20 protein-coding genes, 3 tRNA genes and 1 riboswitch are annotated in these 26,465 nt (G+C 63.9%); of the genes, 9 read left to right on the top strand and 14 right to left on the bottom strand.

Annotated features, from left to right (window positions below; translation table 11 throughout):
• Positions 1-88: 88 nt before the first annotated feature.
• A riboswitch (cobalamin riboswitch) is annotated at positions 89-314 on the bottom strand.
• Between the two features lie 117 nt (positions 315-431).
• Positions 432-1,097, top strand: coding sequence for a 5,6-dimethylbenzimidazole synthase (bluB, locus tag AC22G6_RS16435; protein ID WP_108949564.1), 666 nt, complete (start codon positions 432-434; stop codon positions 1,095-1,097).
• A gap of 73 nt (positions 1,098-1,170) precedes the next feature.
• Here bluB and AC22G6_RS16430 read toward each other — a convergent pair whose 3' ends face one another.
• Complete coding sequence (locus AC22G6_RS16430) at positions 1,171-2,730, bottom strand: DEAD/DEAH box helicase (RefSeq protein ID WP_487367649.1); 1,560 nt, start codon at positions 2,728-2,730, stop codon at positions 1,171-1,173.
• A 289-nt stretch (positions 2,731-3,019) separates the two neighbouring features.
• Between AC22G6_RS16430 and AC22G6_RS16425 the strand changes: the two genes are divergently transcribed.
• Positions 3,020-4,165, top strand: coding sequence for a M48 family metallopeptidase (locus AC22G6_RS16425; protein ID WP_487367648.1), 1,146 nt, complete (start codon positions 3,020-3,022; stop codon positions 4,163-4,165).
• 250 nt (positions 4,166-4,415) lie between these two features.
• The gene (locus AC22G6_RS16420; protein ID WP_487367647.1) at positions 4,416-5,699 is read left to right on the top strand and encodes an N-acyl amino acid synthase FeeM domain-containing protein; all 1,284 of its coding nucleotides are present in this window, start codon (positions 4,416-4,418) and stop codon (positions 5,697-5,699) included.
• On the opposite strand, the gene AC22G6_RS16415 is transcribed toward AC22G6_RS16420, so the two are convergent.
• From AC22G6_RS16415 to AC22G6_RS16380, 8 genes are all read right to left on the bottom strand, one after another.
• The gene (locus AC22G6_RS16415) at positions 5,692-6,594 is read right to left on the bottom strand and encodes a cobalamin-binding protein (RefSeq protein ID WP_487367646.1); all 903 of its coding nucleotides are present in this window, start codon (positions 6,592-6,594) and stop codon (positions 5,692-5,694) included. The genes AC22G6_RS16420 and AC22G6_RS16415 overlap by 8 nt on opposite strands.
• Positions 6,591-7,589 (bottom strand): threonine-phosphate decarboxylase CobD, encoded by a 999-nt coding sequence (cobD, locus tag AC22G6_RS16410; RefSeq protein WP_487367645.1) that lies wholly within the window; start codon positions 7,587-7,589, stop codon positions 6,591-6,593. The genes AC22G6_RS16415 and cobD overlap by 4 nt, the downstream gene beginning before the upstream one ends.
• Positions 7,582-8,514 (bottom strand): adenosylcobinamide-phosphate synthase CbiB, encoded by a 933-nt coding sequence (gene cbiB, locus AC22G6_RS16405; protein ID WP_487367644.1) that lies wholly within the window; start codon positions 8,512-8,514, stop codon positions 7,582-7,584. The genes cobD and cbiB overlap by 8 nt, the downstream gene beginning before the upstream one ends.
• 265 nt (positions 8,515-8,779) lie before the next feature.
• On the bottom strand, positions 8,780-10,060 hold the full coding sequence (gene cysN / locus AC22G6_RS16400) for a sulfate adenylyltransferase subunit CysN (RefSeq protein ID WP_487367643.1): 1,281 nt from the start codon (positions 10,058-10,060) through the stop codon (positions 8,780-8,782).
• Between the two features lie 420 nt (positions 10,061-10,480).
• Positions 10,481-11,395 carry a sulfate adenylyltransferase subunit CysD gene (gene cysD / locus AC22G6_RS16395; protein WP_487367642.1) on the bottom strand — a complete coding sequence of 305 codons (915 nt, stop codon included), beginning with the start codon at positions 11,393-11,395 and terminating at the stop codon, positions 10,481-10,483.
• A gap of 117 nt (positions 11,396-11,512) precedes the next feature.
• Positions 11,513-12,295 carry a phosphoadenylyl-sulfate reductase gene (locus AC22G6_RS16390; RefSeq protein ID WP_108949556.1) on the bottom strand — a complete coding sequence of 261 codons (783 nt, stop codon included), beginning with the start codon at positions 12,293-12,295 and terminating at the stop codon, positions 11,513-11,515.
• Entirely contained in the window at positions 12,292-12,831 is a 540-nt protein-coding gene (locus AC22G6_RS16385) for a DUF934 domain-containing protein (RefSeq protein ID WP_108949555.1), read from the bottom strand. The genes AC22G6_RS16390 and AC22G6_RS16385 overlap by 4 nt, the downstream gene beginning before the upstream one ends.
• The gene (locus AC22G6_RS16380) at positions 12,824-14,503 is read right to left on the bottom strand and encodes a nitrite/sulfite reductase (protein ID WP_487367641.1); all 1,680 of its coding nucleotides are present in this window, start codon (positions 14,501-14,503) and stop codon (positions 12,824-12,826) included. Before AC22G6_RS16380 ends, AC22G6_RS16385 begins: the two co-directional genes overlap by 8 nt.
• Positions 14,504-14,685: 182 nt before the next feature.
• Here AC22G6_RS16380 and cysB point away from each other — a divergent pair, with 182 nt between their 5' ends.
• On the top strand, positions 14,686-15,627 hold the full coding sequence (gene cysB / locus AC22G6_RS16375; protein ID WP_108949554.1) for an HTH-type transcriptional regulator CysB: 942 nt from the start codon (positions 14,686-14,688) through the stop codon (positions 15,625-15,627).
• Here the strand turns inward: cysB and AC22G6_RS16370 are convergent.
• From AC22G6_RS16370 to AC22G6_RS16360, 3 genes are all read right to left on the bottom strand, one after another.
• A complete protein-coding gene (locus tag AC22G6_RS16370) occupies positions 15,624-16,598 on the bottom strand; it encodes an asparaginase (protein WP_487367640.1) in 975 nt (324 codons plus the stop codon). The two genes, cysB and AC22G6_RS16370, sit on opposite strands and share 4 nt — an antisense overlap.
• Positions 16,595-17,485: a transporter substrate-binding domain-containing protein gene (locus AC22G6_RS16365; RefSeq protein ID WP_487367639.1), complete on the bottom strand. Its 891-nt coding sequence runs from the start codon at positions 17,483-17,485 to the stop codon at positions 16,595-16,597. Before AC22G6_RS16365 ends, AC22G6_RS16370 begins: the two co-directional genes overlap by 4 nt.
• A 67-nt stretch (positions 17,486-17,552) precedes the next feature.
• Positions 17,553-19,292, bottom strand: coding sequence for a cation:proton antiporter domain-containing protein (locus tag AC22G6_RS16360; protein ID WP_487367638.1), 1,740 nt, complete (start codon positions 19,290-19,292; stop codon positions 17,553-17,555).
• Positions 19,293-19,562: 270 nt separating this feature from the next.
• Here AC22G6_RS16360 and prsT point away from each other — a divergent pair, with 270 nt between their 5' ends.
• Both prsT and xdp1 read left to right on the top strand, forming a co-directional pair.
• A complete protein-coding gene (gene prsT / locus AC22G6_RS16355) occupies positions 19,563-22,370 on the top strand; it encodes an XrtA/PEP-CTERM system TPR-repeat protein PrsT (protein WP_487367637.1) in 2,808 nt (935 codons plus the stop codon).
• A gap of 139 nt (positions 22,371-22,509) precedes the next feature.
• Positions 22,510-23,277, top strand: a complete 768-nt coding sequence (xdp1, locus tag AC22G6_RS16350) for an exosortase-dependent surface protein XDP1 (RefSeq protein WP_487367636.1) — start codon at positions 22,510-22,512, stop codon at positions 23,275-23,277.
• A gap of 54 nt (positions 23,278-23,331) precedes the next feature.
• On the opposite strand, the gene AC22G6_RS16345 is transcribed toward xdp1, so the two are convergent.
• Both AC22G6_RS16345 and AC22G6_RS16340 read right to left on the bottom strand, forming a co-directional pair.
• On the bottom strand, positions 23,332-25,143 hold the full coding sequence (locus AC22G6_RS16345; RefSeq protein ID WP_487367635.1) for an ABCB family ABC transporter ATP-binding protein/permease: 1,812 nt from the start codon (positions 25,141-25,143) through the stop codon (positions 23,332-23,334).
• 39 nt (positions 25,144-25,182) lie between these two features.
• Complete coding sequence (locus AC22G6_RS16340) at positions 25,183-25,821, bottom strand: LysE family translocator (protein ID WP_487367634.1); 639 nt, start codon at positions 25,819-25,821, stop codon at positions 25,183-25,185.
• 174 nt (positions 25,822-25,995) lie between these two features.
• Here AC22G6_RS16340 and AC22G6_RS16335 point away from each other — a divergent pair.
• From AC22G6_RS16335 to AC22G6_RS16325, 3 genes are all read left to right on the top strand, one after another.
• Positions 25,996-26,080, top strand: a tRNA-Tyr gene (locus AC22G6_RS16335).
• A 74-nt stretch (positions 26,081-26,154) separates the two neighbouring features.
• Positions 26,155-26,228: transfer RNA gene (locus AC22G6_RS16330), tRNA-Gly, on the top strand.
• A gap of 27 nt (positions 26,229-26,255) precedes the next feature.
• Positions 26,256-26,330: transfer RNA gene (locus AC22G6_RS16325), tRNA-Thr, on the top strand.
• Positions 26,331-26,465 lie beyond the last annotated feature (135 nt).

Genomic DNA, 26,465 nt, shown 5'->3' with positions numbered 1-26,465 from the left:
ATATCGAATGCGGCTGGCATGGAGGCGCACGAAGAAAATACGGCCGCGACCAAGCAGTCGGATCGAACCCTCACCCCGGGATTCACATCTCTTTCATCTCGATCGGGCCGGTCTTCTGGCTCACCATCTTCCTCATCCGCCGACCTTCCCGGGAAGAAACCCAGTGGTCATCTGTGTTGCAGCGGATTCGTCAGGCTTACAGCAGCGGGGGCTGCGCCGGAGTGGCTGAGCGCATGTGCGATCAGCGTCACCGGACTTCCCGTTTCACCCGTCATAAGACTTTATGACAAGGCACCCGGATCGAATGTGGGGCGGAGCTTAGTCGAGGTTCATGGGTATTTGCAAGCTGTCCTTACGGCAAGCGGGTGGAAGGAAGGTGTGTGGCCACCGGTGCGCTACACTGCAGCCCTGCTTGCCGGAGTCCTGATTTCATGCCTTCAAACACTGCTTCGCTCGCCTTCTCTAGCGCGGAGATCGCTGCCGTTTATCGCGTGATCGCCGAACGTCGTGACATGCGCCACTTCCTGCCGGATGCAGTCGATCCTGAGGTCCTGCGGCGACTGCTGTGGGCTGCCCACCATGCACCGAGTGTCGGTTACATGCAGCCCTGGCGCTTCATCCGCATCACCGACCCCGCCTTGCGCGAGCGCATGCACGCGCTGGTGGAGGAAGAGCGGATTGCCACTGCCGAGGCGCTTGGCGAGCGTGCGGAAGACTTCATGAAGCTCAAGGTCGAAGGCGTGCTCGACGCCGGCGAGGTGCTGGTGGTCGCCCTTGCCGAAGGGCGCGAGAAGCATGTGTTCGGGCGCCGGACCTTGCCCGAAATGGACCTGGCCTCGGTGGCCTGTGCGATTCAGAACATGTGGCTGGCGGCGCGCGCAGAGGGGCTTGGCATGGGCTGGGTGTCGATCTTCGATCCGGACAAGCTTGCGACGCTGCTGTCCATGCCCGAAGGCGCCTGCCCGGTTGCGGTGCTGTGTATCGGCCACGTCGAGGCCTTTTACCCGAAGCCGATGCTGGAGATCGAGAAATGGGCCGAGCGCATGCCGATCGAGGACGTATTGTCCGAGAACGTGTGGCCATCTTCGGCTGATTGAATACTCTCGTGCCAAAAAAAGAAGGCCACCTTGCGGTGGCCTTCTTCACGTGTCGTGCAGCGCGGATCAATGATCAGCGATTGCCGTTCCCCGTTCTGGCGGAGAACAGCGCTGCGCGCGGTGCGGTATTGCGGCGGTCGGACGGCTGCGGCGCGCGATTGCCATTCACTTCACTGCGGCCACGGTTGCCCGCATGGTTGCCGTTGGGTTCGGCGCGACTGGGGGCGGCGCGATTGCCGTCCACTTCACCGGCCTGGCGCGGCGCGGGACGGGCACGATTGCCGTCCGCCTCGGGGCGGGCGCGCTGCGGGCCACGGCTGCCGGGCTGGCCACCGTTTGCGGGACCACGGCCGCCGGGACGATCGCTGCGTCCGGCGGGCGCGCTGCTTCTGCGCTGTTCGTTGTTGTTACGACCGCCACCGCCACCGCGGCGCTGCATCGGATCGCGGCGCTGATCTTCGTCATGAGACTGCTCTGCCGTGGCGCTGGGCACGAAGCCTTCGGCCGTGGCACGGTCGACCTTGCGGTGCATCAGGCGTTCGATTGCGGTCAGCAGCTTGAGCTCTTCGCGGTCGACCAGCGAAATCGCGTGGCCGGCAGCGCCGGCACGGCCGGTGCGGCCGATGCGGTGCACGTAGTCTTCAGGCACGTTCGGCAGTTCGAAGTTCACCACCTGGGGCAGCTGGTCGATGTCGAGGCCGCGAGCGGCGATATCGGTGGCAACCAGGACCGGCAGCGATCCGTCCTTGAACTGTGCCAGCGCACGGGTACGTGCAGCCTGGCTCTTGTTACCGTGAATTGCCGATGACTCGATGCCGTGCTTGGTCAGGTATTCGGCCAGCTTGTTGGCGCCGTGTTTGGTGCGGGTGAACACGAGCGCCTGGAACCACTGGCGCTCCTTGATCAGCCACGCCAGCAGTTCGCGCTTCTGCTTCTGCCCGATCATGTAGGCAGCCTGCTCGACGCGCTCGGCGGTGGTGTTGCGCGCAGCAACTTCGACGCAGCCGGGCTTGTGCAGCAGGCCGTTGGCCAGCTCACGAATCTCGTCGGAGAAGGTGGCCGAGAACAGCAGGTTCTGGCGCTTCTTCGGCAGCAGTGCGAGCACCTTGCGGATGTCGCGGATGAAGCCCATGTCGAGCATGCGGTCGGCTTCATCCAGGATCAAAATCTCGACGCCGGACAGGTCCAGCGTGCGCTGATTGACGTGATCGAGCAGGCGGCCGGGCGTGGCCACCAGGATGTCGACCCGTTTCTTGAGGGCTGAAATCTGCGGATTGATGTTGACTCCGCCGAACATCACCATCGAGGTCAGCGGCAGGTGCTTGCCGTATGTCTTGACCGATTCCTCGACCTGGGCAGCCAGTTCGCGGGTGGGCGTGAGAATGAGGCAGCGCGGGCGGCCGTTGGGGTGCGGATGTACATGCGTCTGCGACAGCAGATGCAGCACCGGAAGGGTGAAGCCGGCGGTCTTGCCGGTGCCGGTCTGCGCTGCGGCGAGCAGGTCGCCACCGGCGAGCACCTGCGGAATGGCCTGGGCCTGGATCGGCGTCGGCGTGGTGTAGCCGGCTTCCGAAATGGCGCGCAGCAAGGGTTCTGCCAGTCCGAGACTGGCGAAGTTTGATTCTGTGTTCATGCGAGAAAATGCTCCAGCGACGGCCTGTCGTGCGCAGGGCGTACGACACCAATCGAGGCGGGCGGGATTCGTGACCTGAAATGGTCGTTGGAAAGTGCTGCGGCCGATTGGTCGGGCACGCAACAGCCGCTCACTATAGATTGTTCAGGCGCGGAAAGCGAGAATTCACTGAAATCAGAGGGTTTCCTCCCTTTGCATGAGGCTTCCTAAGCCTTTCGTTGAATATCTCCCCCTGCTGACAACGTGTATATTCAAGCCCGCCTAACGGCTGTCGCCGGAGTGTGCCCCCATGTACGTGCCTCGTTCCCGCCTGTTCGATTTGCGACCACGCCTTGCGCGTCGGCTCGGGCTGATCGCGTTTGCGGGGCTGTCGGCAGTGGGGGCGCTGATGATGCTTGCCTTCTGCGCTGTGGTGCTTGCGCTGATGCACAGCTGGCAGACCCTTAACGAGGGGGATCCACTGGCCACGGTGGCGTCGAGTCTGGCGGCGGTGTGTGCCGCGTATCTGTGCGCTCGCCTGACGACGATCTTCTACGTGCCTGCCCCCGAGCCCGAGGGCATTCTCCTGCCGCCTGATGCGGCCCCCGAGTTTTACTGCCTGATGGACGATATCGGCAGCCATCTTGGTGCCGATCCAATTGATCGTGTGTGGATCACCCGCGACCCGAACGCGACAGTGCTGCAGCGTGCGCGCTGGGGCTGCGTGGGCCGCATTGAGTCTCACCTCCTGCTGGGGCTGCCGCTGGTGCATAGCGTTTCGCGCTCGCAGCTTGCGGCGGTCATGGCGCATGAGTTCGCCCACCTTGCCCTGCAGCGCAAAGGGCTCGGAAAGCTCGGCGCACACGTGCGGGCATGGTGGTTTCGTGTGCTCGACGCAATGTGCGAGAGCATGCCCATCGTAGAAACCCTGGCCGATCGCCTCTTGCGCCGCTTCTACCGTGACATGCTGCGGCTCTCGCGCATCGAAGAGTTCGAGGCTGACGCCATTGCGGCGAAGCTGGTCGGGGCTGGGCTTCTCGGAGAGACCCTGGTCGAGGTGACGCTCAAGGAGCGCTTCCTGCGTCAGGATTACTGGCCCAAGGTCATGGCACAAAGCGAGAGCCGTGCACGACCGAGCATCCGCCCCTACCGCGAAATGGGCTTGGGTGTGGAGACCGGGTTCCTGCGGCCGGCATCGGTGCGCGCTGTCACCGCGGTGCTGCTTGATGACGAGGAAGACGTCTCCCTGCCATTTCATCCGTCGCTGCATCAGCGTCTGAGCGCGTTGAGGGTTCCGCTGCGCGCAGCCCAGGTCGACCGTCCGTCGGCCGCGAGGCATTACTTTGCGCCCCTTCTGCCATCGCTGGCGTGGGTGTTCGATCACGCATGGTGGCAGGACGTCCGTTCGGGCTGGCGCAGCCAGTACGCGCGCGCCCGGCGCAGCAGCCGTGACTAGGCGTTCGCGCGCTTGTCCAGGCTGCTGAAGCTGCCACCCGCCAGCTAAGGCGGGACGACCTGCGCCGCAGCTGCGCGCCCTCGTCGCTCTCCATCGTCGCTCTCAAAATCCACGCTGCTCGGCCAACAACGGTTTTTTTGACCGGTGTCGTCTTTGGGCGCGCGCCGGCGCGTTATGCTTTCAGCCGGAGATAACAGTAGGCCGAAGCCAAGTCCTTCGCCACAGGCGTGCAGCGTCGATGAAAAAACACATGATTGAACTGGGGAAACGACTGTTTCGGCGGTGCGCCCCCCTGCTGCCGGAGAAGTGGCGTTTTTCGGCATACAGCAAGCTCATTCGCTGCGACGCCGAACTCTCCGACAAGATGGTGTTCAAGCTGGCCGAGACGCGCGAGGAGCTCGAAGCCTGTTTCCATCTGCTGCACGACGCATATGTCGACGCCGGCTTCATGACGGCGGACCCCTCGGCCATGCGGGTCACGGTGTATCACGCATTGCCCACGACCTCGACGCTCCTGTGTCGCTATGGAGACCGCGTGGTAGGCACGCTGTCGCTGATTCGCGAGAGCGCATTGGGTTTTCCGATGCAGCGCATCTTCGATCTGGGTGGGGTCAGGCAGGCGGGCGGGAATGTTGCCGAGGTGTCGGCGCTCGCCATCGACCGGCGTTTTCGATCGGTAAGCGGCAAGATCCTGCTGCCGCTGATGAAATTCATGTACGAGTATGCGACGCGCCAGTTCGATACCCGTCACCTCGTCATTGCAGTGAACCCGCGGCATGCCGGCTTCTACGAGTCGGTGCTGTGTTTTCGCCGTCTGGCTCAGCACACCGTGGCGCATTACGATTTCGTCAATGGCGCGCCGGCGGTGGGTGCGCACCTGGATCTCGCTGCAGCCCCGGCGGTGTATCAACGTCGCTATGGGCGGATGCCGGCGTCCAAGAATCTGTTCCGGTATTTCACCGAAACGACCGTCCCCAATATCCGCTTTCCCGAGAAGCGTTTCTATACGACGACTGACCCTGTGATGACGCCGGAGTTGATCGAGCATTTCTTCAACGTCCGCACGCGCGTGTTTGCCGGATTGCGCATGGGGGAACTGCTGCTGCTGCACTCGATTTACGACTTGCCCGAGTACAAGCGCTGTCTGCCGCTGGTGCCCGACGACACCCCGCGCTCGGAAATGCGCAGGCGCACGCACAGGCGGTTTCCGGTCATGTGTCCGGGTGAGTTCAGTGCCGGCCTGCCTGGCCTGCGTCGCCGTTATCCGCTGAAGGTGTTCGAGTGCTCGGGATCCGGCTTTCGGGTGCGATCGGAGCGCAAGCTGCCCGTTGGCGTCAGTGGCGAGGTCTCGATCGAGCTGGGTGCGTCGGACCGCAGCAGGATGAAGGTCACCATTCTTCGCCTCGGTTCGCACGACGAACGCATTGCGTTGGTTCGCATCGACCATGCCGACCTGGCCTGGCGCAAGTTTGTCAGCGCCTTGAGCCATGCGCGAACGCATGACGAACTCGAAGAGGCGACGCGCTTTATTTGAGCGGGTTCTGGGGGCGGCGCCGGCGCGCCTCGTTGAGCTGCTCGCACAGACGACTGGCGCCGTCCAGGATGCGCGGCGTATGCCGCTGGATGATCGTCGGCGGGATGAAGAACAGATTGTCGCCCGCGACAGCGGAAATGCTCGGCCAGCGGCGCCACTGATCAAGCCATTCGGGGCGGGCGTCTCCCATTCCGCTGGCGACGATCGCTTCCGGATTGGCCGCCAGCACCGACTCCGCGTTCACCGTCGGTGCCAGCTGGGGAAGATCGGCAAAGATGTTCTCTCCACCACACAGGCGGATGACGTCGCCAATCAGATGCTCGCCGTTGATCGTCATCAACGGGCGGTCCCAGACCTGATAGAAGGTGCGCACTGGCGGCAGCGTCGAGTAGCGGCTGCGCAGTGATGTCAGGCGCGCACGGAAGCGCGCTGCTGCAGTGCGCGCTTCGGCGGATGTCCCTGCGAGTTCGCCGAAGGTCTCCAGTGCGCGCGCCACGTCGTCAAGGTTGCGCGGTTCGTTGATGAAGACCGGGATGCCCAGCGCGGACAGGCGATCGAGGTGGGCATTGCGGTTGCCGCTCTTCCATGCCACCACCAGGTCGGGTTTGAGCGCTGCAAGCGCCTCCATGTCGACGTTGGTGTAGCTGCCGACTTGGGGGAGTGCCTTGGCGGCCTCCGGGAAATCGCTGTACGACACCACGCCGACGACCTTGCTTCCGGCGCCTGCGGCAAAAAGCAGTTCGGTGAGATGTGGTGCGAGACTGACGATGCGCTGGGCCGGCTGTTTCAGGTGCAGCGCTGCACCCGTGTCATCGGTGATGCGGAGATCGGCAGCGACGGCAGCAAGACTCGATGTGGCACAGGCAACTGCGATGAGGCGTAGGGCGGTTTTCATCTTGAGAGATCCTTGATGCCCGGTGTGTCCAGGGCGTCGGCGAGTCGCTGCCAGTCGGCTTCGCGCGCAGGGAGTCCGAAGCGCAGGCTCGCAGGCGAATCGAAGTGCCGCACAAGAATGCCATGCGTGGCGAGCCGATGGCGGAGTGTGTCTGCATCGGGGTGTTCGAACCACTGAAACAGGGCTGGGCCGCGGGCGTTGCCAAAGCCGGCAGCGTGCAGCAGCGCAGCAAGGCGTTGTCCCTGCGCGAGCAATTGGGTGCGGGCGCTTTCCTGCCATGCGTGGTCGCGCAGCGCAGCCTGCGTGACGATTCGGGCAGGGCCGCTGACGGCCCATGGTCCCAGGTGCTCTGCGAGTGCTGCGCGCAGTTCCCGCGGGCCGAGTACAAAACCGGTTCTGGCGCCGGCCAGCCCAAAGAACTTTCCGATCGAGCGCAGCACCACGAGGCCGGGGCGCCCAGCCTCGGCGGCGAGACTGTTGGACGGCGCCGTATCGATGAAGGCTTCGTCGATCACCAGCCAGCCGCCACGAGACGCAAGGCGACGGTGCCACGCCAGCAGTTGCGCACGGTCGTAGTGTTCGCCCGAGGGGTTGTTCGGATTCACCAGCACGAGCACGTCGGTCGCATCGATGGCGGCGTCGATGCTGCCAACGCTCGCGTCGATCCGTTGCAGTGTGGTGCCCCGCCACGCGTGCGGGTGTTCCGCATAGGTCGGGCCGGGGATTGTGATGCGAGCCCCCGGGATCAGCGTCGGGAGCGACTGGATTGCGGCTTGCGAGCCGGCGACGGCAAGGAGTTGGTCCGTGCCGTAATAGTCCGCCGCAGCCGCTTCCAGGCCATCATCGTCTTCCGGCAGTCTGTGCCAGGCGGACAGCGGAATCTCGGGCACAGGCCAGGGCGTGGGGTTGATGCCGGTCGAGAGGTCGAGCCAGTCCTGCAGCGGGATCCCGTAGTCGCAGGCGGCGCGGCGCAGCCGTCCGCCGTGCTCAAGCATGGAGGCGTTCCAGCGCGAGGGCGATCAGGCCGGCGACGGCGAGCCACAGCAGGATGCCGCGACGGACCAGGCTGACAGCCGCGCGGATGGCGCGCGCATCGGGCGCAGAGCCTTCCCCGAGTTGAGGGCGAAGCTCTTCCTGTCCGTGGTAAATCGCTGCACCACCGAGCTTGAGATCGAGCGCTCCCGCGCCTGCGGCCATCACCGGTCCTGCGTTGGGGCTATCCCAGGAAGGCGCCTGTCTGCGCCAGCACTCAAGCGCCTGGCGGGTACGGCCAAGCACGGCGTAGGTGAGCGCGGTGAGGCGGGCGGGAAGCGCGTTGAGGAGGTCGTCGATGCGGGCGGCGGCCCAGCCGAAACGAAGGTATTGCTGCGTGCGGTAGCCCCACATCGCGTCCAGCGTGTTGGCGAGGCGAAACAGCAGCACGCCGGGCCCGCCGGCGAGCAGAAACCAGAACAGGGCGCCGAAGACGGCGTCGTTGCCGTTCTCCAGTACGGATTCGGTGCCCGCACGGGCCACGCCCTCGGCATCGAGTACGCTGGTGTCGCGACTCACGATCCAGCCTGTACGCTGGCGTGCTTCATCGAGGTTGCCTGCCTCAAGCGGCAGGGCGATGGCTTCGGCGTGTTCGGTGAGGCTGCGCCCGCCGAGCGCGAAGTACAGCAAGGCGATGTCGACCGGCCAGTGCGCCAGCGGATGCACGTCGCGCACGAGCAGTGCCAGTCCAACCCAGGGGCCAACTGCAAGCAGCCACGCCAGCATGCCCGCCAGGCGGGACGCAGACCAGGCTCTGACCCTGGCTTCGACAGCATTCGACCAGCGCCCGAAGCCGACCAGCGGATGGTAGCGGGGCACTTCTCCAAACAGCCGGTCCAGAAGCAGGCCGGCGGCGAGTTTGAATACGATCAGCGTGAATACGGACATGGCGGAAGCGCGCCGGATTGCGGGCGCAGCGTATGCGGAAGCGGGGCTGGAGGGTACGACAAGCGATGGCAGTATGGCAAAGGCTTGTCGTCAGCGCAGCGACTTCCGGAGGGCTGCGGAGGCATTCGAGGCGGGGCTTGAGGTGGTCTGACCGCGCAGGCCGTGCTTGGTCCGTGTCCTCAGCGCCAGTGGGGCGGGCGGGAAAGGCGAGTGTGAAAAACTTTCCGGACAGGCACGCATCTGCCCGTCCGGAAAGCAGCGGCGTTCAGCCGATCATGCCGGCGCCGACGGTGTTGTTGGTGCTTTCATCGATGATGATGAAAGCGCCGGTTGCACGGTTGGCTGCGTAGCGGTCGGCAACGATGGGTTGTGCGAGCTTGAGCGTGAGGCGCGCGATGTCGTTCATGGCCAGGCTGGTGACAGGCTGCTGTTCGAGCGTGTTCACATCGAGGCGGTAGTCGATCTTGGCGATCTTGGCCTTGGCTTCGCGCGTGGTATGGCGCACGAGGTAGGTGCGGGCCGGTGACATCGGCGTCTCCGAAAGCCAGCACACGGTGGCGTCGATCTGCTTGACCGCCGCCGGCGCTTCGGCCGATTTCACGATCATGTCGCCGCGCGAGATGTCGATTTCGTCCTCGAGCAGCAGGGTGATGGACTGTTCGTGGATGGCGCGCTCAAGCTGTTCGGTGCCAATGCTGATGGCCTTGACCTTGCTGGAGGCGCCCGACGGCAGCACCGTCACCGCATCGCCGACGCGGACTTCGCCGGATTCGACACGGCCCATGAAGCCGCGGTAGTCGTGCAGTTCGGGGTTGGCCGAGTCGTGCGGACGGCAGACGAACTGCACCGGGAGGCGGAAGTCTTCGGCTTTCTCGGTGTGGGCGGCGGGGGCGGCTTCGAGAATCTCGAGCAGGGTGGGGCCCTTGTACCAGTCGAGACGCGCGCCGCGATCGACGATCATGTCGCCGGCCAGTGCCGAGATCGGGATGAAGCGCACGTCCTTGATGCCGAGCTGGGCGGCGAAGGCGAGGTAGTCGGCCTTGATGCGCTCGAAGGTGGCTTCGTCGTAGTCGACGAGGTCCATCTTGTTCACCGCGACCAGCAGGTGGGGGATGCCGACCAGGCTGGCCAGGTATGAATGGCGACGGGTCTGCGTGAGTACGCCCTTGCGTGCATCGATGAGGATGATCGCAAGGTTGGCGGTCGACGCGGCGGTGACCATGTTGCGGGTGTACTGCTCGTGCCCGGGCGCGTCGGCGATGATGTACTTGCGTGTGCCGGTGGTGAAGTAGCGATAGGCGACATCGATGGTGATGCCTTGTTCGCGTTCTGCCTGCAGGCCGTCGGTGAGCAGCGAGAGGTCGACCGCGGTCATGCCGCGCTTGGCCGAGGTCTTCTCGATCGCGTTCATGGTGTCGGCGAGGATGGTCTTGGTGTCGAACAGCAGGCGGCCGATCAGGGTGCTCTTGCCGTCGTCGACGCTGCCGCAGGTCAGAAAGCGCAGCAGGCCGTTGTCGATCTCGGGCAGTTGTTCAAGTGCGGACATGGTCATTTTTCCTTCAAGCTTTCCAGAATTCGGTTGGTGCTTTGTTTTGTGCTGGTTTGTGTGTGCTGCTAATTCGCCGGGGCTGCATGAGGCATTCGTTCTGAAGGCTGCGGAACTCGCCCTGCGGGCTCGGACAGTCCTCGCCTTCGCCACGAATGCCTCACACATCCCCGGCTCTTGTCCGGATGGCTCCGCAGTCAGAAGCGTCCTTTGCAGGGAGGCTGCGGTGCGTCGAGTGAGCCTTTGCTCCCGCTGCCTCTAACCCTGTTCATGCACACACGTTCAGGTGGTGTGCTGGGTGTTTGTGCAGAGGGCGAGGACTGTCCGAGCGCAGCGAGTTCCGCAGCCCTCGGAGCAAACACCCAGTGCGCCACCCCGGCACGACACGCAACTCACAAAGAACAAGCAACAAGCAATAAATCAGAAATACCCTTCCTTCTTGCGCTGCTCCATCGAGGCCTCGGAGGTCTGATCGTCCATTCGCGTCGCGCCACGCTCGGTAATCGTCGTGGTTGCGGTCTCGGTAAGAATCTTCTCCACCGTGTCCGCGTCGGACTCAACCGGCGCCGTGCAGGTGATGTCACCCACGGTGCGGAAACGCACGAGCACTTGTTCGATCTTGTCGCCAGGCTTTGCCGGGGTCACGTCAGTCACCGGCTGCATCAGCCCGTTTTTGCGCACCACCGGGCGGGTGTGGGCGAAATAGATCGACGGCAGCTCAAGCTGCTCGCGGGCGATGTATTGCCACACGTCGAGCTCGGTCCAGTTGCTGATCGGGAAGGCGCGGATGTTCTCGCCCTTGTGCGATCGCGCGTTGTACAGGTTCCACAGCTCAGGGCGCTGGTTTTTCGGGTCCCACTGGCCGAACTCGTCGCGGAAGCTCATGATCCGCTCCTTCGCCCGGGCCTTCTCCTCGTCGCGACGGGCGCCGCCGATACACGCATCGAAACCGAATTCCTCGATGGCTTCGAGCAGCGTGACCGACTGATGCTTGTTGCGCGACTCATCGGCCGATTTCAGCACCACGGTGCCGCGCGCCATCGAATCCTCGACCGAGCGGACGATCAGGCGCTCGCCCAGTTCGGCGGCGCGCTTGTCACGGAAGTCGGTCACTTCCTTGTAATTGTGGCCAGTGTCGATGTGCATCAGCGGGAAGGGGAAGCGACCCGGGCGGAAGGCCTTCTCGGCCAGGCGCAGCAGGCAGATCGAATCCTTGCCGCCGGAAAACAGCAGCACCGGGTTCGCGCACTGGCCAGCCACCTCACGCAGGATGTGGATTGCCTCGGCTTCAAGCCAGTCGAGGTGGGTGAGCGTCTGTTTGGTGAGAGTCGACATTGTTGCCTTACCGTTTCGAGAGTTGAGCGCCGTCCGTCATGCGCAGGGCCCGCATGGCGGCGCGCAGACCTGCTCGGATTGCGAGGAAGCGTTGCTTCAGGGTGACGGTGAACATGTTCAGTCCTTTTTCACGTGAAGGCCGCATTCCTTGGAGGTGGGGTCTTCCCACCACCAGCGTCCGGCCCGGACGTCCTCGCCCACGGCAACGCCGCGGGTGCAGGGGGCGCAGCCGATGCTCGGGAAGAACTGGTCGTGCAGCGCGTTATAGGGCACTTCGTTCAGGCGCAGATAGGCCCAGACCTCGGCCTCGGTCCAGTCGGAGAGCGGATTGAGCTTCTCCAGACCATTGCCGGCGTCGAATTCGCGCAGCGGCAGACCGCTGCGGGTCGTGGACTGGGCGGCGCGCTGACCGGTCACCCATGCCTTCTTGCCCGCCAGTGCCCTGCGCAGGGGCTCGACCTTGCGCACCTGGCAGCAGGCCTTGCGCAATTCGACGGAGTCGTAGAAGGCGTTGATGCCCTCGGTGCGAACGTAGTGTTCAACCGCGGTAGCATCGGGAAAGAACACCTTGAGGCGAGTGCGATAGCGCTGCTCGACCTCGCCCATCAGCTTGTAGGTTTCGGCGGGCAGGCGTCCGGTGTCGAGCGAGAAGATTTCGACCTGCAGCTTGCGGCTGAGGATGATGTCGGTGAGCACCATGTCTTCGGCGCCAAAACTGTTGGCGAAGGTCACTTCGCCTTCGCTGCCGAGTTCGGCCACCACCGCCTGCAGCAGGTCAACGACCGCAGCGGTCTTGGCTACGACGCTTTCGCGCAGTTCCGGGGTGAGTTCGGGGTGGGTGGCCGGGTTGCGCGGTGCGCCACCGGTGCCGGGGCGCAGCATGGAGACGCTTGCGTTCATGCGGCCACCTTGCGCGCCAGTCGGCGGAACAGGGGCTCCGCACGATCCACTGCACCCTGGTAGGGCTCGGTGAAATCCCTGAAGCTCTCCAGTGCGATCTTGAGCTGCTCGGGCGTGTATCGACCGGCTGCCGGCTGCAGCGCGTCAAAACCGCAGCGGGTCAGGAAGAAGAACTGGTCGCGCAGCACTTCGCCGATGGCACGCAACTCACCGCCATAGCCGTGGCGGGCGCGCAGCAGGGTGGCGATGGAGTAGCCGCGACCGTCTGCAAACTTGGGGAAATCGACCGCGATCAGCTGCAGCCGCAGCAGGTCGTCGGCAAGGGCTGCGGGGTCTTCGGTGCCGGCGAGCCACACGCCCAGCACGCCGGCCTCAGCCTGTGCGCCAAGCGCATCGCGGCGTGCGAGCCAGACTGCGAGCGGCACGATCACACGGCCGGCGGGCAGTTCGACGGTGGCTGCCTCCTCGCCCTCGGCGAGGCGGAGCACGGTCCAGTCGTCCTCATGGACGACGCCATTCTTGATGATCTCAGACATGGGCTTGCTTCCTTTCTTCGCGGTCTGCATAGACCTGCGTCTTGAACGGTTCTGCGCCGACACGGCGCACGGTATCGATGAAGCGCTCGTCGTCGTGGCGGTTGGCGGTATAGGTCTGAACCAGCGAGCTGACGACGTCCGGCATTTCGTCTGCGGCGAAGGACGGGCCGATGACCTTGCCGAGCGAGGTGTCGTTGCCCTGGTCGCCACCGATGCTTACCTGGTACCACTCCTGGCCGTTCTTATCCACGCCGAGCACGCCGATGTGACCGACGTGGTGGTGACCGCAGGCATTCATGCAGCCGGAGATGTTGATCTCGATCTCACCGATGTCGTGCAGGTAGTCGAGGTCGTCGAAGCGGGCCTGGATGGCGTTGGCGATCGGGATCGACTTGGCATTGGCCAGCGCACAGAAATCGCCGCCGGGACAGGCGATGATGTCGGTCAGCAGGCCGATGTTCGGGGTGGCGAGACCGGCCTCGCGCGCGCCTTCCCAGACGGCGAACAGGTCCGACTGCCGGACGTCGGCCAGTACCATGTTCTGCTCGTGGGTGACACGGACTTCGCCGAAGCTGAAGGCATCGGCAAGCGCGGCCACGCTGTCGAGCTGATCGGCGGTGATGTCGCCCGGTGCAATGCCGGGCTTCTTCAGCGACAGCACCACGCTGGCGTAACCAGGCTGCTTGTGAGCGCGCACGTTGCGTCTCGCCCAGGCTGCGAAGGCCTTGTTTGCCGCGAGCTGGGCGGTGTAGCCCGCGTCGGATGCCGGCAGCGTCTCGTAGGACGGATCGACGAAGTGGTCGGCGACGCGGTGCACTTCTTCCACGGTCAGCGTCGACGGGCCGCCCTTGAGGTGAGCAAACTCCGCCTCGACCTGGCTGCGGAAGGCGTCGATGCCGAGCGCCTTCACCAGGATCTTGATGCGGGCCTTGTAGGCATTGTCGCGGCGACCGTTGAGGTTATAGACGCGCAGGATGGCCTCGCAGTAGCTGAGGATGTCCTGCCACGGCACGAAGGACGAGATCTCTTCGCCGATGATCGGCGTACGGCCAAGGCCGCCCCCAACCAGCACGCGAAAGCCGATCGTGCCTTCGGCATTGCGCTTGAGGTCGAGGCCGATGTCGTGCACCTGGATGACCGCGCGGTCTTCCTTCGCACCGTTGACGGCGATCTTGAACTTGCGCGGCAGAAAGGCGAACTCTGGGTGGAAGGTGCTCCACTGGCGCACGATCTCGCACCACGGACGCGGATCGATCTCCTCGTCGGCTGCGACTCCCGCGAAGGGGTCGGAGGTGACGTTGCGGATACAGTTGCCCGAGGTCTGGATGGCGTGCATCTGCACGGTGGCCAGCTGGGCGAGGATCTCCGGCACATCTTCCAGCTTCGGCCAGTTGAACTGCATGTTCTGGCGCGTGGTGAAGTGGCCGTAGCCGCGGTCGTAGGTGCGCGCGATATGGCCGAGCATGCGGACCTGATCGGCGCGCAGATTGCCGTAGGGCACGGCGATACGCAGCATCGGGGCGTAGCGCTGGATGTAGAGGCCGTTCTGCAGGCGCAGCGGGCGGTATTCGTCCTCGCCAAGTTCGCCTGCCAGATAGCGTTGCGTCTGATCACGGAACTGGGCAACCCGTTCATCCACAATGCGCTGATCATATTCGTCGTATTGGTACATCACGTCTCTCTGGTTGCGGTCGGCGCCACCTCTGCGGGGCCGGCCTTGCATCTGATTTACGAGCGCCCGGCGGATGCGCCTGCAGGTGGGCTCATGTTGCGTTGCATCGTAGTCGGGATGTTTAGGTTCATAAAGGGGGTTTGCGTTAGACTTTAAGAAGAATTGGTTATTTAGAGAATGCCATGAACCTGCAGCAACTGCGTTACATCCATGAAGTGGCCCGGCGTGGTCTCAACGTTTCCGATGCCGCTGATGCCCTGTTTACCTCGCAACCCGGCGTCTCCAAGCAGATCCGCCTGCTCGAGGCCGAACTCGGCATCGAGATCTTTGCGCGTCATGGCAAACGTCTGGTGGCGGTGACCGAGCCTGGTCGGGCCGTGCTGGGCATTGCCGAGCGCATGCTGGCCGACATGGACAACCTGCAGCAGGTCGGCCAGGAGTTCGCCAACGAGCATGCGGGCAGTCTCTCGATCGCGACCACGCACACTCAGGCGCGCTATGCCTTGCCACGGGTGATCCGCGACTTCATGCGCCGCTACCCGCAGGTCAAGCTCTCGCTGCACCAGGGCAACCCCCGCCAGGTGTGCGAGATGGTGCTCGACGGCACGGCCGACATCGCGCTCGCGACCGAGGCCATCTCGGAATACGACGAACTCGTGATGCTGCCCTGCCACCAGTGGAACCGCTGTGTGGTCGCCGCGCCCCGCCATCCGATCCTGAAGGAGCAGCCGCTGACGCTTGAGGCGATTGCCCGTTACCCGCTGATTACCTACGACGACGCCTTCACCGGACGTGGACAGATCAACAAGGCATTTCTCGGGCGTGGTCTCAAGCCCAATCTGGTGCTGACCGCAATCGACTCCGATGTGATCAAGACGTATGTGGCGATGGACCTCGGGATCGGCATTCTCGCGCGCATGGCCTACGACCCCGCTGTCGATCGCGATCTCGGCATGATCGACGCCGCCCACCTGTTTGAATCCAGCACCACCCGCATCGGGCTGCGCCGTCGCGCCTGGCTGCGCGGTTATGTGTACGCCTTCATCGAGGGCTTCGCGCCCCACCTCACGCGACGCATGGTCGAAACGGCCTTGAGTGGCACGGCGGACAACTACCAGCTCTAGGAGGCGATCTCCCCGAAGCGCTCCGCTGCCGCGCTCGCCAGACAGAGCATCAGCGCGACACGTGCTTTCGAGGGCGACAGCGTGCCCGCGTTGAGCAGGCCCGCGGGGCCATGGCCCGCACCGACGCTCCCCTGTGCAACCCGGCTGGCGCGAACCACTGCGCAGCCGTTTGCGATTGCGCGTTCGACCGCCGGCAGCCAGCTGTCGGGCAGGCTGCCGTGGCCCGCACAGGCCAGCACGGCGCCGCGCAGCCCGGCGTCGACCGCGGCGTCGAGAAGCATGGGCGAGGCGCCGGCGGTGAGGTAGAAGACTTCTACCGCGAGCGGCCAGCGCGCAGCGTCGACGGCTGCCAGGGGCAGCACGCCACGGTCGAACTCAGGGGATGGGCGGCGCAGACGCGGCGGATTGGCCCAGCCCAGCGCACCGGTTTCGGGGCTGCCGACGCCTTCCACGGCCCGCGTGTGCCACTTGCTCACCTCGCGTGCTGCGAAGACGCGGTCGTTGATGGCCACCAGGGTGCCGAGACCGCGAAATTCGGCGGATCCGGCCACGCTGACGGCAGCGAAGAGATTCATCGGCCCGTCCGCAGAGAGTGCGGTGGCCGGCCGCATGGCGGCGGTCAGAACCACCGGCTTGTCTGTGCCAAGGGTCAGATGGAGGAAGAAGGCCGTCTCCTCCAGGGTGTCGGTGCCGTGGGTGATGACGATGCCGTCGATGTCGCGCTGCTCGGCGAGGCTTTGCACCCGCTGCGCCAGGGCTAGCCAGTGCGCGGGGGTCATGTCCTTGCTGTCGAGCGCGAACAGCGTTTCGGGCCGGATGTCGGCGATCGCTTCGAGGCCGGGAACGGCTTCGAGCAGCGCCGCGACCTTGATCGCGCCGGCCGCATAACCCGTGGTGTCGCTTGCCGACGCTGCCGCGCCTGCGATCGTGCCACCGGTGGCGATCAGTGCAATGCTGGGCTTGTGGTTCATTCGAGTGGTTCGTCGTTGGGGTTTCTGAACAGTGCCCGCATGGCATCGGACAGCGGAAATTCAAGATTCAGACCGTGCGCGGGAATGGGCTGTGTAAACCATTTAGCATAGAGCCTTTCCGCTTCGCCACTGCGCATGCTCGCGACGATTGCCTCATCCACGACGCGCTTGAAGGCGAGATCGCCCTTTTTCAGCATGCAGGCGTAGGCCTCGAAGGATTTCGGTTTGCCGGTGACGTGCCAGTCTGCGGGCCTTGCCGCCTTGGCGCGGGCACCGTACAGAAGCGCATCGTCCATCATGTAGGCGCTCGCGCGCCCGGCTTCCAGGGTGGCGAACGCGTCGTCGTGGTCGCGTGCCGACAGTATCGTCATCGCGATCTCGCGTTCGGCGTTGAGCCGATACAGCAGCTGGTCCGACGTTGTGCCGGCGGTGGTCACCACGCGCTGGCCGCCAAGATCATCGAAATCGTGAATCTTGCTGTTGCTGCGGGTCAGGAGCCGGGTGCCGGCGATGAACAGGGTGTTGGAAAAGGTCGCGAGGCGCTCGCGGTCTCGATTGTGCGTCGTCGAGCCGCACTCGAGGTCGATGCGTCCGCTGTCGACCAGCAGGAAGCGATTCTGCGAAGTGATCGGCACCAGCCTGATTTCGATTTTCTTCAGACCGAGGTGACGCTGCACCGCTTCCACGATTCGAAGCGCAAATTCGTGCGAGTAGCCCTGGACCTTGCCGTTTGCGTCGAGGTAGGAAAACGGCGCAGAGGATGCGCGGTAGCCAAGGTGGATGACGCCCTCGGCCCGAATGCGATCGAGCGTGCCGGGCGCAGCAAGAGATGTCGTAGCCGCGAGAAGCGCGCCCAGGAAAAGGGCAAGCCGGAAGAAACGGTTCATGCGATCGGGTCGGTTCGGGTAGGTCTGCAGTGTAGCCGCTCGCGGGCGAAGCTCGAAATGCGCCCGCTCAGTCCCGGAACGCGATGATGCGACGTTCGCGTTCCTGCTCGAGCAGGCGGGCGGCGGCATCTGAGGGCACGCCAAGCGTTTCGAGTACCGACCCTGCGAGCTTGAGGCTCGACTCCAGCGTTTCCGGCACCACCGAGCTGGCGCCCGCCTCGCGCAGGGCCAGTGCATGTTTTTCGTCGCGCGCACGGGCGATGATGCGGATGTGCGGCATGGTCTGGCGTACGCCCTTGACCGCATGGATGGCGGCGGCGACATGGTCCATTGTGAGCACCACCGCCTGCGCCCGATCCAGGCGCAGGCGGCGCAGCAGTTCGGGCCGGCTTGCATCGCCGTAGATGACCGGCACGCCATCCTTGCGTTGCCGTGCGACGAGTTTGGCGTCGCTCTCGATGGCCAGATGCGGCACGCCCTGTTCGGCCAGCAGCTGCCCCACCATCTGCCCGACGCGGCCATAACCGGCGATGATGACGTGACCGCGCATCTCACCGAATTCGTCGGTATCGAGCGTTTCGCGCTGAACCTGGCGGCGCTCGAAATGGGCGCCGATCATGCTTCCAAGGCGAGCCACGAGCGGGGCTGCAAGCATGCTCAGGCCGACCACGAGAAGCATGAACTGCCCTGTGTCGCGCGGCAGGACGTTGAAGGACAGTGCCAGTCCGATCACGATGAAGGCGAACTCGCTGCCCTGACCGAGCAGCAGTCCGCCCTCGGCCGCACGTCCCCAGGTGAGACCGAACGCGCGCAGCAGAAAGAAGATGATGGCGCCCTTGATCAGGATCAGTCCGACCACCGACAGTGGCGTCCACAGTGGCTCCGCGACCAGGGCGCGAAGGTCGATGCCCATGCCGACCGAGAGGAAGAAGAGGCCCATAAGCAGGCCCTTGAAGGGCTCGATGGTGACCTCGACCTCGTGTCTGAATTCGGTTTCTGCAATGATCAGGCCCGCCAGCAGCGCGCCCAGCGCCATCGATAGTCCTGCGGCCCAGGTGAGCGCTGCAACGCCCAGGGTGGACAGCAGGGTGAGCGCCATGAAGGTGTCGGGCTGGCGGTTTGCCGCAATCTGGTGGAATACCGGGCGCACCACCCGGCGTCCGACAAGGTAGATCACCCCGACCGTCACCAGTCCCTTGACCGCAGCGGTGCCGAGCAGCATGCCGAAACTGCCGCCGCCATCGTTGGCGCCAAGGATGCTGATCAGGACAAGCAGCGGCACCACGGCCAGATCCTGCAGCAGCAGGATGGCAAAGGCCGCCTGGCCGAGCGGCGTGCCCAGTTCGCGGCGCTGGATCAGCAACTGCATCACGATGGCGGTGGACGAGAAGGCCAGTGCGAGGCCGAGCACAACCGAGGCTTCGGTACCGTGCTCGAATCCGACCGCCACCACGACGATCACGAGCGCCGTGATCCCGACCTGCATGCTGCCAAGACCGAACACCAGCTTGCGCATCGACCACAGGCGGTCGATCGACATCTCGAGCCCGATCATGAACATGAGGAAGATCACCCCCAGTTCAGCAAGTGTCTCGACGTCGTCCTGGCTCGAAAAGGTGACGTAACTCAGCCACGGCGTGGTTTCGATGAAACTCGCCAGTCCGTAGGGGCCGAGCAGTGTTCCCACGGCCAGGAAACCGAGTACCGGATTGATGCGCAGCCGCGCCAGGAGTGGAATCAGGATTCCCGACAAGGCGAGGAAGAGGATGGTCTCCTTCAGGAACGGGAAGGCGGCGTGTGCTTCCATGAATGTGCTGCGACTTTTGTCGTTGGTATGCCCCGCAGTGTAATGCAAGCCCGCCATGTGCCGGGGCGCGGGTGTGTGGAAACGCAGGCCGGGCACTCGCGTGTCAGGGAATTGCCGTCGTTATTGCTTATTACGTTAATGCTGTTTGTGCGCCGTAAGCGTCGTTCAAATGCAGAGTTGCGGCGTCAGAGGGAGGATTTAACGGCTTTTCTGGTGCTTTTTGCATATATTGAGGGCCTGATACATCTTGCTCCGGACGCCCTGCGAGTCATGAACAGCCGATATTCCCGCTCCATTCGAATTGCCGCTCTGCCGCTGCTTCTGGCGCTTGCACTTCCGGTTCAGGCGGACACGGTCGAGGCCAGTCGTTACTACGAGGACGGCCTGTCCCGCTACAGCAAGCAGGATCTGCCGGGGGCGATCATCCAGCTCAAGAACGCGTTGCAGCAGGATCGAAACATGCTCGCCGCACATCTGCTGCTGGCGAAGGCCTATCTTGCCGACGGTGACGTTGGGCCGGCCGAGGTGGCATTCCGGGAAGCGCTTAAGCTGGGGGTGAATCGTGCCGAAGTGGCAGTGCCGCTGGGGCGCATCTATCTGATGCAGGGCAAGCCGCAGGTGCTGATCGACGCGATTCCTGCCGATGGTCTGCCTGCTGTGACGCGGCTGGAGGTCCTGGTGCTGCGAGGCGAGGCCTACGCTGCGCTGGGCAAGTCTGCCGAGGCCACAAGCGCCTTCGCCGATGCACGTGCGATCGACCCTGCTTCTGTCGTGCCACTGGTGGCTGAAGTGCCCGTTCTGATCGCTGCGGGCAAGGGGGGCGAAGCCCGTGACATGGCAAACCGTGCGGTTGAACTGGCGCCCGACAGCGCGGAGGCACTGAATGCACGTGCCTCGGTTGCACATGCCGCGGGAGAACTGGCGGATGCGCTCAGGGACTACGAACGGGCGATTGCGGTCCAGCCCGACCACCTGGATGCGCGCGTCGCGCGAGCGGGCATCCTGATTGACCTTGGTCGCGACCCGGAGGCAGACAAGGACCTCACCGCACTTGCGGCGTTTGCGCCGTCGGAGCCGCGTGTTGCGTATCTGCGCGCGCTGCTTGCCGGCCGGCGGGGTGATTCCCTGGCTGCCGCCTCGCATCTCGAGAATGTCGCAAGGCTGGTCGATGCGCTGCCAGTGGAATGGGTTGCCGGCCAGGAGCAGCTGCTGATGACTGGCGCGCTGGCGCATCACGCCGGGCGCCAGTATGAAAAGGCTCGCAAGTACCTTGATGTGCTGACGTCGCGCTATCCGCGCAACATGGGCGCGCGCAAGCTGCTTGCTGCCGTTTATGTCGATACTGCTGATTATCCACGCGCGATAAGCCTGCTGGAGCATGTGCTGCGAGCGCAATCCGACGATCCCCAGGCATTGCACCTGCTCGGCCGGGCCTATCTCGGCCAGCAGCGCTATTCCAAGGCTTCCGGCCTGCTCGAACGCGCACTTGCACTTGGCGGCAGCGATGCGGGTTTGCGTGCCTCCCTGGGGTTCAGCCAGCTGGGTGAGGGCAAGTCGGACGCTGCGGCCGGAAATCTGCAGGCCGCGTTCGACAAGGCGCCCGGTGACCTTACGCTCGCAATGCCGCTTGCCAACCTGTACATGCGCCAAGGCGACATCAAGATGGCGCTCACCGTTGCGCAGCGTCTGAATGACGCCCTTCCGCGCAACCCGGCGGCGCTCAACCTGCTGGGGGTCGTGAAAGGGGCAAGCGCAGACCTTGCCGGCGCGCGTCGCGCCTATACCGAGGCCCTGCAGCACGATGCGGGCTTCATGTCCGCACGCCTGAATCTTGCGCGCCTCGATGTTGAGGAGGGGCGTTTCGCCGAAGCCAGGAAAGCCTACGCCGACATGCTTCGTGCCAACAGGCGCGATGCGACCGCAATGTACGAATCAGCCTTGCTCGAGCGGCGTGCGGGACGGCTCGACGAGGCGCTGCGCTGGAGCGAAAAGGCCGCAGCAGAGCAGCCCGGTGACCCGAGAATCGGCCTGGGTCTGATCGAGATGCGCTCGGCCAAGGGCGACAAGCTGGGCGCTCGCGATGCCGCACGGGCGCTCTCGGTCCGGCAGCGCGACGACCTGGGGGTGCTCGAAGCGCTTGCGCGCACCGAGATCGATGTCGGTGCGCACAAGGATGCGCAGCAGGTGCTCAAGGACATGACGCGCCTGGCCGAATACGATCCGGCTGCGCTGGTCAGGGTTGGCTATCTGCAGCTGGCGGCGTCTGACCTCAGCGGTGCAGCCTACAGCGCACAAAAGGCCCTTCAGGGGCGGGCGAAGGATGTGGGCGCAATGATCCTCGCGACCGAGGCTGCCCTGGCTGCCAAGGACTTCGACGGGGCGGAAAAACGGGCCGCCGCGCTGCGCGCCGCACATCCTTCTAACGCAAAGGGGTTTCTGCTGACGGGAGACATCGCGCATGCGCGCAAGGACTTCAAGACCGCGGCCAGTGCGTATCGGCAGGCATTCGCATTGGCGCCGTCGACCGAGTCCGTGCTGCGGCAGGTCAATGTCTTCATCGCACAGCGTGATCCGAAAGGCGGAATTCCTCCCCTCCTGCAGTGGCTCAAGACGCACCCGGACGACGACCTGGCCAGACGTGCGCTGGCCGACCTTCATGCGCAGGCGCGAGACTGGTCCGCAGCGAAAGCCGAGTACATGAAACTCGTGAACAAGGGCGTTGCCGATGCCGGCGTTTATAACAACCTTGCCAATGTCCTGATCGAGTTGCGCGACCCGGCCGCAGTCTCGATGGCCGAGCAGTCGGTCGCCCGTGCGCCGGAAAGCGGAAGTGCGCGCGATACGCTGGGCTGGGCGCTCGCGAGCCAGAAACGCTTCGAAGAGGCATTGCCCCATTTGCGTGAGGCCCGTCTGCGCATGCCCGACAGCGCGGATATCAAGTGGCACCTCGGCTACGTGCTGGCACAAATGGGAAGGCAGTCAGAGGCACGGCGGGAACTCGAATCGGCCCTCGCGAACGGGCGCTTCTTTGACGGTGAAACCGAGGCGCGCGAATTGCTCCGTAACGTGAGCCGCTAGCAGTGAGTGAAAGTGTCGAGTATTTTTACATTCGCGTTTTTATCGCGTTTTGTAGTGAATTTAAGTTGTTGAAAAGTATAAGAATCTGACTTTTGGCGCGATTTTTGCTCAAAATAGCCAAAATGCAGAGGGGTTCAAAATGAAAAAATACACCGCAGTTGCGCTTCTTGTGTCGGGGCTGTCGGCCTTCAGTGGCGCGGCGTCGGCCGCCTGGAACTGGGATCTGAGTTGCGGAACTTTTGCCTGCAGCCAGACGAGCTCCGCTTCGCAAACGAGTAATCCCGTGGGGGGGCCGTCTGTCACGGTCACAGGCTGGAGCGGCACCAATTCGGGCAGCGCGCTTGCTCAGGGCTACATCGAGAGCTGGAATGGGGTCGGAGTTCAGTACAGTGGCGAGTCGTCTGCGAGTCCGAATCATGCGATGGACAATAAGGATAAGTTCGAATCCGTGCTGCTGGATTTCGGCGCGGATGTCCAGCTTGATTCCGTTGGCTTGGGTTGGGTATACAACAACGATAGCAGGCGCTCTGACTTCTTCGTTCTTGCATACACCGGAACAACCGCATTCAGCGGCGACCTGACGGGCAAGAGCTATTCGGACCTGCTTTCGCTTGGCAGTGGATGGACGCTGGTCGGAAACTATGGCGGTAGCGGTCAGGGAGGCTATACGCTGAGTCCCGGCGCGACCTATTCCAGTTTCTGGCTGATCGGTGCAGGCGCGGTGAGCGGCACCTCGGTCGGGTATGGCAGCAACAACTATTACGACTACATGAAGGTCGCCAGTGTCGGGGGGAGCGCGAAGCCGCCGTCGCATGACAACAAGGTTCCCGAGCCGGGCTCACTCGCGCTGGCAGGGCTCGGTGTGCTGGGTTTGATCGGCATGCGCCGCCGCAAGTCCGAACGCTGAGTTGAGCAATCTTTCATCCGGAACGGCGCCATCCCGGCGCCGTTTTTCGTGGACTCAGTCTGCGGTCTGCTCGCCTTCCTCCTGTTGCTGCAGCATCCACATCTGCGCATAGGCGCCCGCGCGCGCAAGCAGTGCGCCATGCCTGCCGCGCTCCACGATGCGGCCCTGATCAAGCACGATGATCTCGTCGGCGTTCATGACCGTCGATAGCCGGTGTGCGATGACCAGTGCGGTGCGTCCGCTTGCGGCCAGTTCGATCTGCGCCTGTATGGCTTTTTCCGTTTTCGAATCGAGGGCCGAGGTGGCTTCGTCGAAAATCAGGATCGCAGGGTTCTTGAGCAGGGCGCGGGCGATGGCGACGCGCTGCTTTTCGCCGCCCGAGAGCTTCAGTCCGCGCTCGCCCACACGTGTTTCGTAGCCGTCGGGCAGGCGCTGGATGAATTCGGTCAGCTGGGCTGCGCGCGCGGCGGCGTCGACCTCTTCGCGGCTTGCGCTCGGTCGGCCGTACTGGATGTTGTAGAACAGCGTGTCGTTGAACAGCACCGTGTCCTGGGGAACGATGCCGATCGCCGCGTGCAGGCTGTCTTGGGTGAGCTGGCGCAGGTCGTGGCCATTGACGCGGATCGCGCCCGACTGCACGTCGTAGAAGCGGTACAGCAGGCGCGCAAGCGTCGATTTGCCCGATCCCGAGTGTCCGACGATGGCGACCGTGCGCCCTGCGGGGACTTCGAAGTCGAGGTCGTGCAGGATGGGGCGCTTGGCATCGTAGGCAAAGCCGACGTGCTCGAAGCGAACGCTCGCCGGACCGGGGGGCAGGGTGAGTGCGTCAGGTGCGTCGGCGATCTCCTGGTGCTCGTGCATGAGTCCGAACATGCGCTCGATGTCGGTGAGTGCCTGGCGCAGTTCGCGATACATCATCCCGAGGAAATTGAGCGGGATATAGAGCTGGATCATGAAGGCATTGACCAGCACGATGTCGCCGATGGTCATCTCGCCGCTGGCAACCCGGCTGGCGGCCTGCCACATCATCGCCGTCACTCCGACCGCAATGATTGCCGCCTGTCCGACATTCAGTCCCGAAAGCGAGTACTGGTTGGTGATCTGCGCCGACGTCCATTTGGCGAGCTCCTGATCATATCGGGCGGCCTCGTAGGCTTCGTTGTTGAAGTACTTCACCGTTTCGTAGTTGATCAGGCTGTCGATGGCGCGCGCATTGGCGGCCGAGTCGAGTTCATTGGCCTGTCGCCGCAGCGCTGTCCGCCAGTTGGTGACCTTGACCGTGAATACGATATAGGCGGTCAGGGTTGCGAGCGTGATGAGCGCAAACACGGCGTCGTACTCCACCAGCAGGATGCCCATGACGAGGCCGATCTCGACCAGCGTGGGGAGGATCGAGTACAGGGTGTAGCTGATCAGGGAGTTGATGGAGCGGGTGCCGCGTTCGATGTCGCGGGTGAGGCCGCCAGTCTGGCGCTCAAGATGGAAGCGCAGGCTGAGGGCATGCAGATGACGGAACAGTTGCAGGGTGATCTCGCGTACAGCCTGCTGCGTGACACGTGCAAACACGATCTGCCGCAACTCGGTGAACAGCGACGTGGAAAAGCGCAGCACGCCGTAAGCCAGCAGCACCGCTGCCGGAACCACGATGAGGGCCTGCCCATCGGTCAGTGTCAGCGCGTCGATCAGATGCTTGAAAGTGATCGGAACGGTGACGTTGGCGCCCTTGGCTGCCAGCAGGCACGAAAGGGCAAAGATCACCCGGTACTTGTACGCCCAGATGAAGGGCATGAGATTCTTGATCGTCTGCCAGTCCCTGCGCTCGCCGGTTTCGGGGGCGGGGAGGGCGGTCGCGGAGGCGCGTCTCATTGAATGGGGTGGTCCTGTTGTGTGATCGGGAGGGCGCGACTACAGCGTGTGATCGTCCAGCGCGAGCCTTGCGGCCAGCCCGATGAAGAGCACGCCCGCCATGCGCTCGAGCCAGATGCTCGCCCGTCCATGGCGCGCCAGCGCCCTGCCGAGTGTCCCTGCTGCGTATGCAATCGCACCGAATACGAAGATGGTCTGTAACGCGAAGACCGCGCCGAGCGCGATCATCTGTGCGGTTGCGCCGCCGTCCTCCGCGCGCACGAATTGTGGCAGGAAAGCGAGGAAGAAGAGCGCGACTTTCGGATTGATGGCGTTTGCAATGAAGCCCCTGCGCACCTGGCTCGCCCATGGGGCGGGCGTCCCGTCGCCATTGCGCACGACCTGCGCAACACGTGCGTTGAGCAGGGTCTGGATGCCGATCCAGCACAGATAGCCGGCGCCCGCCAGTTTGAGGGCGGCAAACACGGTCGGGGACGACGCCAGTGCCGCACTCACGCCAAGCGCTGCCCACAGCGTATGTGTGAAGCACCCCAGCGCGCATCCCACCGCGATGCCGAACCCGGCGGCGCGGCCGCGCGCAAGGCTCTGCCCCAGGACCATGAGGTTGTCTGGCCCGGGAGCGAGCGTAATGAGGACAGAGACGGCGAGAAAGGCGGCAAGGGTGTCAAAGGCGGGCATGGGCTGTTCCTGTTCGATCGGGTCATTCTGTTGGTCGCCGGAGTCCTGCGTCAATCCGGTACGAAGAACGCGCCGGCGAACGGCAGATGCCCGCAGAGCGTCTATTTCAAACTTTTTTTGCAGAATGGTTTGACAAGCCGGGAAACCGCCACTATAGTGCGTGGCTTCGCGCTTGGAGGGGTTCCCGAGCGGTCAAAGGGATCAGACTGTAAATCTGACGGCTCTGCCTTCGAAGGTTCGAATCCTTCCCCCTCCACCAAGCACATTTCGTTGTGCTGTTGTAGATTGCGGCACGCGAAGCGGTTGTAGAGAGTCAGCTGGCGTTTGGCATGTGCGGGTGTAGCTCAATGGTAGAGCAGAAGCCTTCCAAGCTTATGACGAGGGTTCGATTCCCTTCACCCGCTCCAGCAGTTTGTTGTAGTACAGGTTTCGGCGCCCTTGTAGCTCAGTGGTAGAGCACTCCCTTGGTAAGGGAGAGGCCACGTGTTCAATCCACGTCAAGGGCACCACATCTATCTGCCTCGTCAAGCGTGACGGTGTCGGAGTCATCGCTTCGAAATTTCTGATTCTGATTAAAAGGTATCGATATGGCTAAGGGTAAGTTTGAGCGTACGAAGCCGCACGTAAACGTTGGCACCATTGGT

The sequence above is a fragment of the Parazoarcus sp. PS-13 R2A genome, assembly GCF_057621855.1.
Note: the sequence above shows the minus strand (reverse complement) of the source record. Positions and strands in the feature narration are given on the sequence as shown.

What these genes read in the sequence shown, in the direction of transcription:
- cysD (WP_487367642.1), bottom strand. Translation starts at nt 11,395, where the DNA reads ATGTCGACTCTCACCAAACAGACGCTCACCCACCTCGACTGGCTTGAA.
- cysB (WP_108949554.1), top strand. Translation starts at nt 14,686, where the DNA reads ATGAACCTGCAGCAACTGCGTTACATCCATGAAGTGGCCCGGCGTGGT.
- AC22G6_RS16340 (WP_487367634.1), bottom strand. Translation starts at nt 25,821, where the DNA reads ATGCCCGCCTTTGACACCCTTGCCGCCTTTCTCGCCGTCTCTGTCCTC.
- prsT (WP_487367637.1), top strand. Translation starts at nt 19,563, where the DNA reads ATGAACAGCCGATATTCCCGCTCCATTCGAATTGCCGCTCTGCCGCTG.
- xdp1 (WP_487367636.1), top strand. Translation starts at nt 22,510, where the DNA reads ATGAAAAAATACACCGCAGTTGCGCTTCTTGTGTCGGGGCTGTCGGCC.
- AC22G6_RS16430 (WP_487367649.1), bottom strand. Translation starts at nt 2,730, where the DNA reads ATGAACACAGAATCAAACTTCGCCAGTCTCGGACTGGCAGAACCCTTG.
- cbiB (WP_487367644.1), bottom strand. Translation starts at nt 8,514, where the DNA reads ATGTCCGTATTCACGCTGATCGTATTCAAACTCGCCGCCGGCCTGCTT.
- AC22G6_RS16425 (WP_487367648.1), top strand. Translation starts at nt 3,020, where the DNA reads ATGTACGTGCCTCGTTCCCGCCTGTTCGATTTGCGACCACGCCTTGCG.
- AC22G6_RS16420 (WP_487367647.1), top strand. Translation starts at nt 4,416, where the DNA reads ATGATTGAACTGGGGAAACGACTGTTTCGGCGGTGCGCCCCCCTGCTG.
- AC22G6_RS16360 (WP_487367638.1), bottom strand. Translation starts at nt 19,292, where the DNA reads ATGGAAGCACACGCCGCCTTCCCGTTCCTGAAGGAGACCATCCTCTTC.
- AC22G6_RS16385 (WP_108949555.1), bottom strand. Translation starts at nt 12,831, where the DNA reads ATGTCTGAGATCATCAAGAATGGCGTCGTCCATGAGGACGACTGGACC.
- cobD (WP_487367645.1), bottom strand. Translation starts at nt 7,589, where the DNA reads ATGCTTGAGCACGGCGGACGGCTGCGCCGCGCCGCCTGCGACTACGGG.
- AC22G6_RS16415 (WP_487367646.1), bottom strand. Translation starts at nt 6,594, where the DNA reads ATGAAAACCGCCCTACGCCTCATCGCAGTTGCCTGTGCCACATCGAGT.
- cysN (WP_487367643.1), bottom strand. Translation starts at nt 10,060, where the DNA reads ATGTCCGCACTTGAACAACTGCCCGAGATCGACAACGGCCTGCTGCGC.
- AC22G6_RS16390 (WP_108949556.1), bottom strand. Translation starts at nt 12,295, where the DNA reads ATGAACGCAAGCGTCTCCATGCTGCGCCCCGGCACCGGTGGCGCACCG.
- AC22G6_RS16370 (WP_487367640.1), bottom strand. Translation starts at nt 16,598, where the DNA reads ATGAACCACAAGCCCAGCATTGCACTGATCGCCACCGGTGGCACGATC.
- AC22G6_RS16365 (WP_487367639.1), bottom strand. Translation starts at nt 17,485, where the DNA reads ATGAACCGTTTCTTCCGGCTTGCCCTTTTCCTGGGCGCGCTTCTCGCG.
- bluB (WP_108949564.1), top strand. Translation starts at nt 432, where the DNA reads ATGCCTTCAAACACTGCTTCGCTCGCCTTCTCTAGCGCGGAGATCGCT.
- AC22G6_RS16380 (WP_487367641.1), bottom strand. Translation starts at nt 14,503, where the DNA reads ATGTACCAATACGACGAATATGATCAGCGCATTGTGGATGAACGGGTT.
- AC22G6_RS16345 (WP_487367635.1), bottom strand. Translation starts at nt 25,143, where the DNA reads ATGAGACGCGCCTCCGCGACCGCCCTCCCCGCCCCCGAAACCGGCGAG.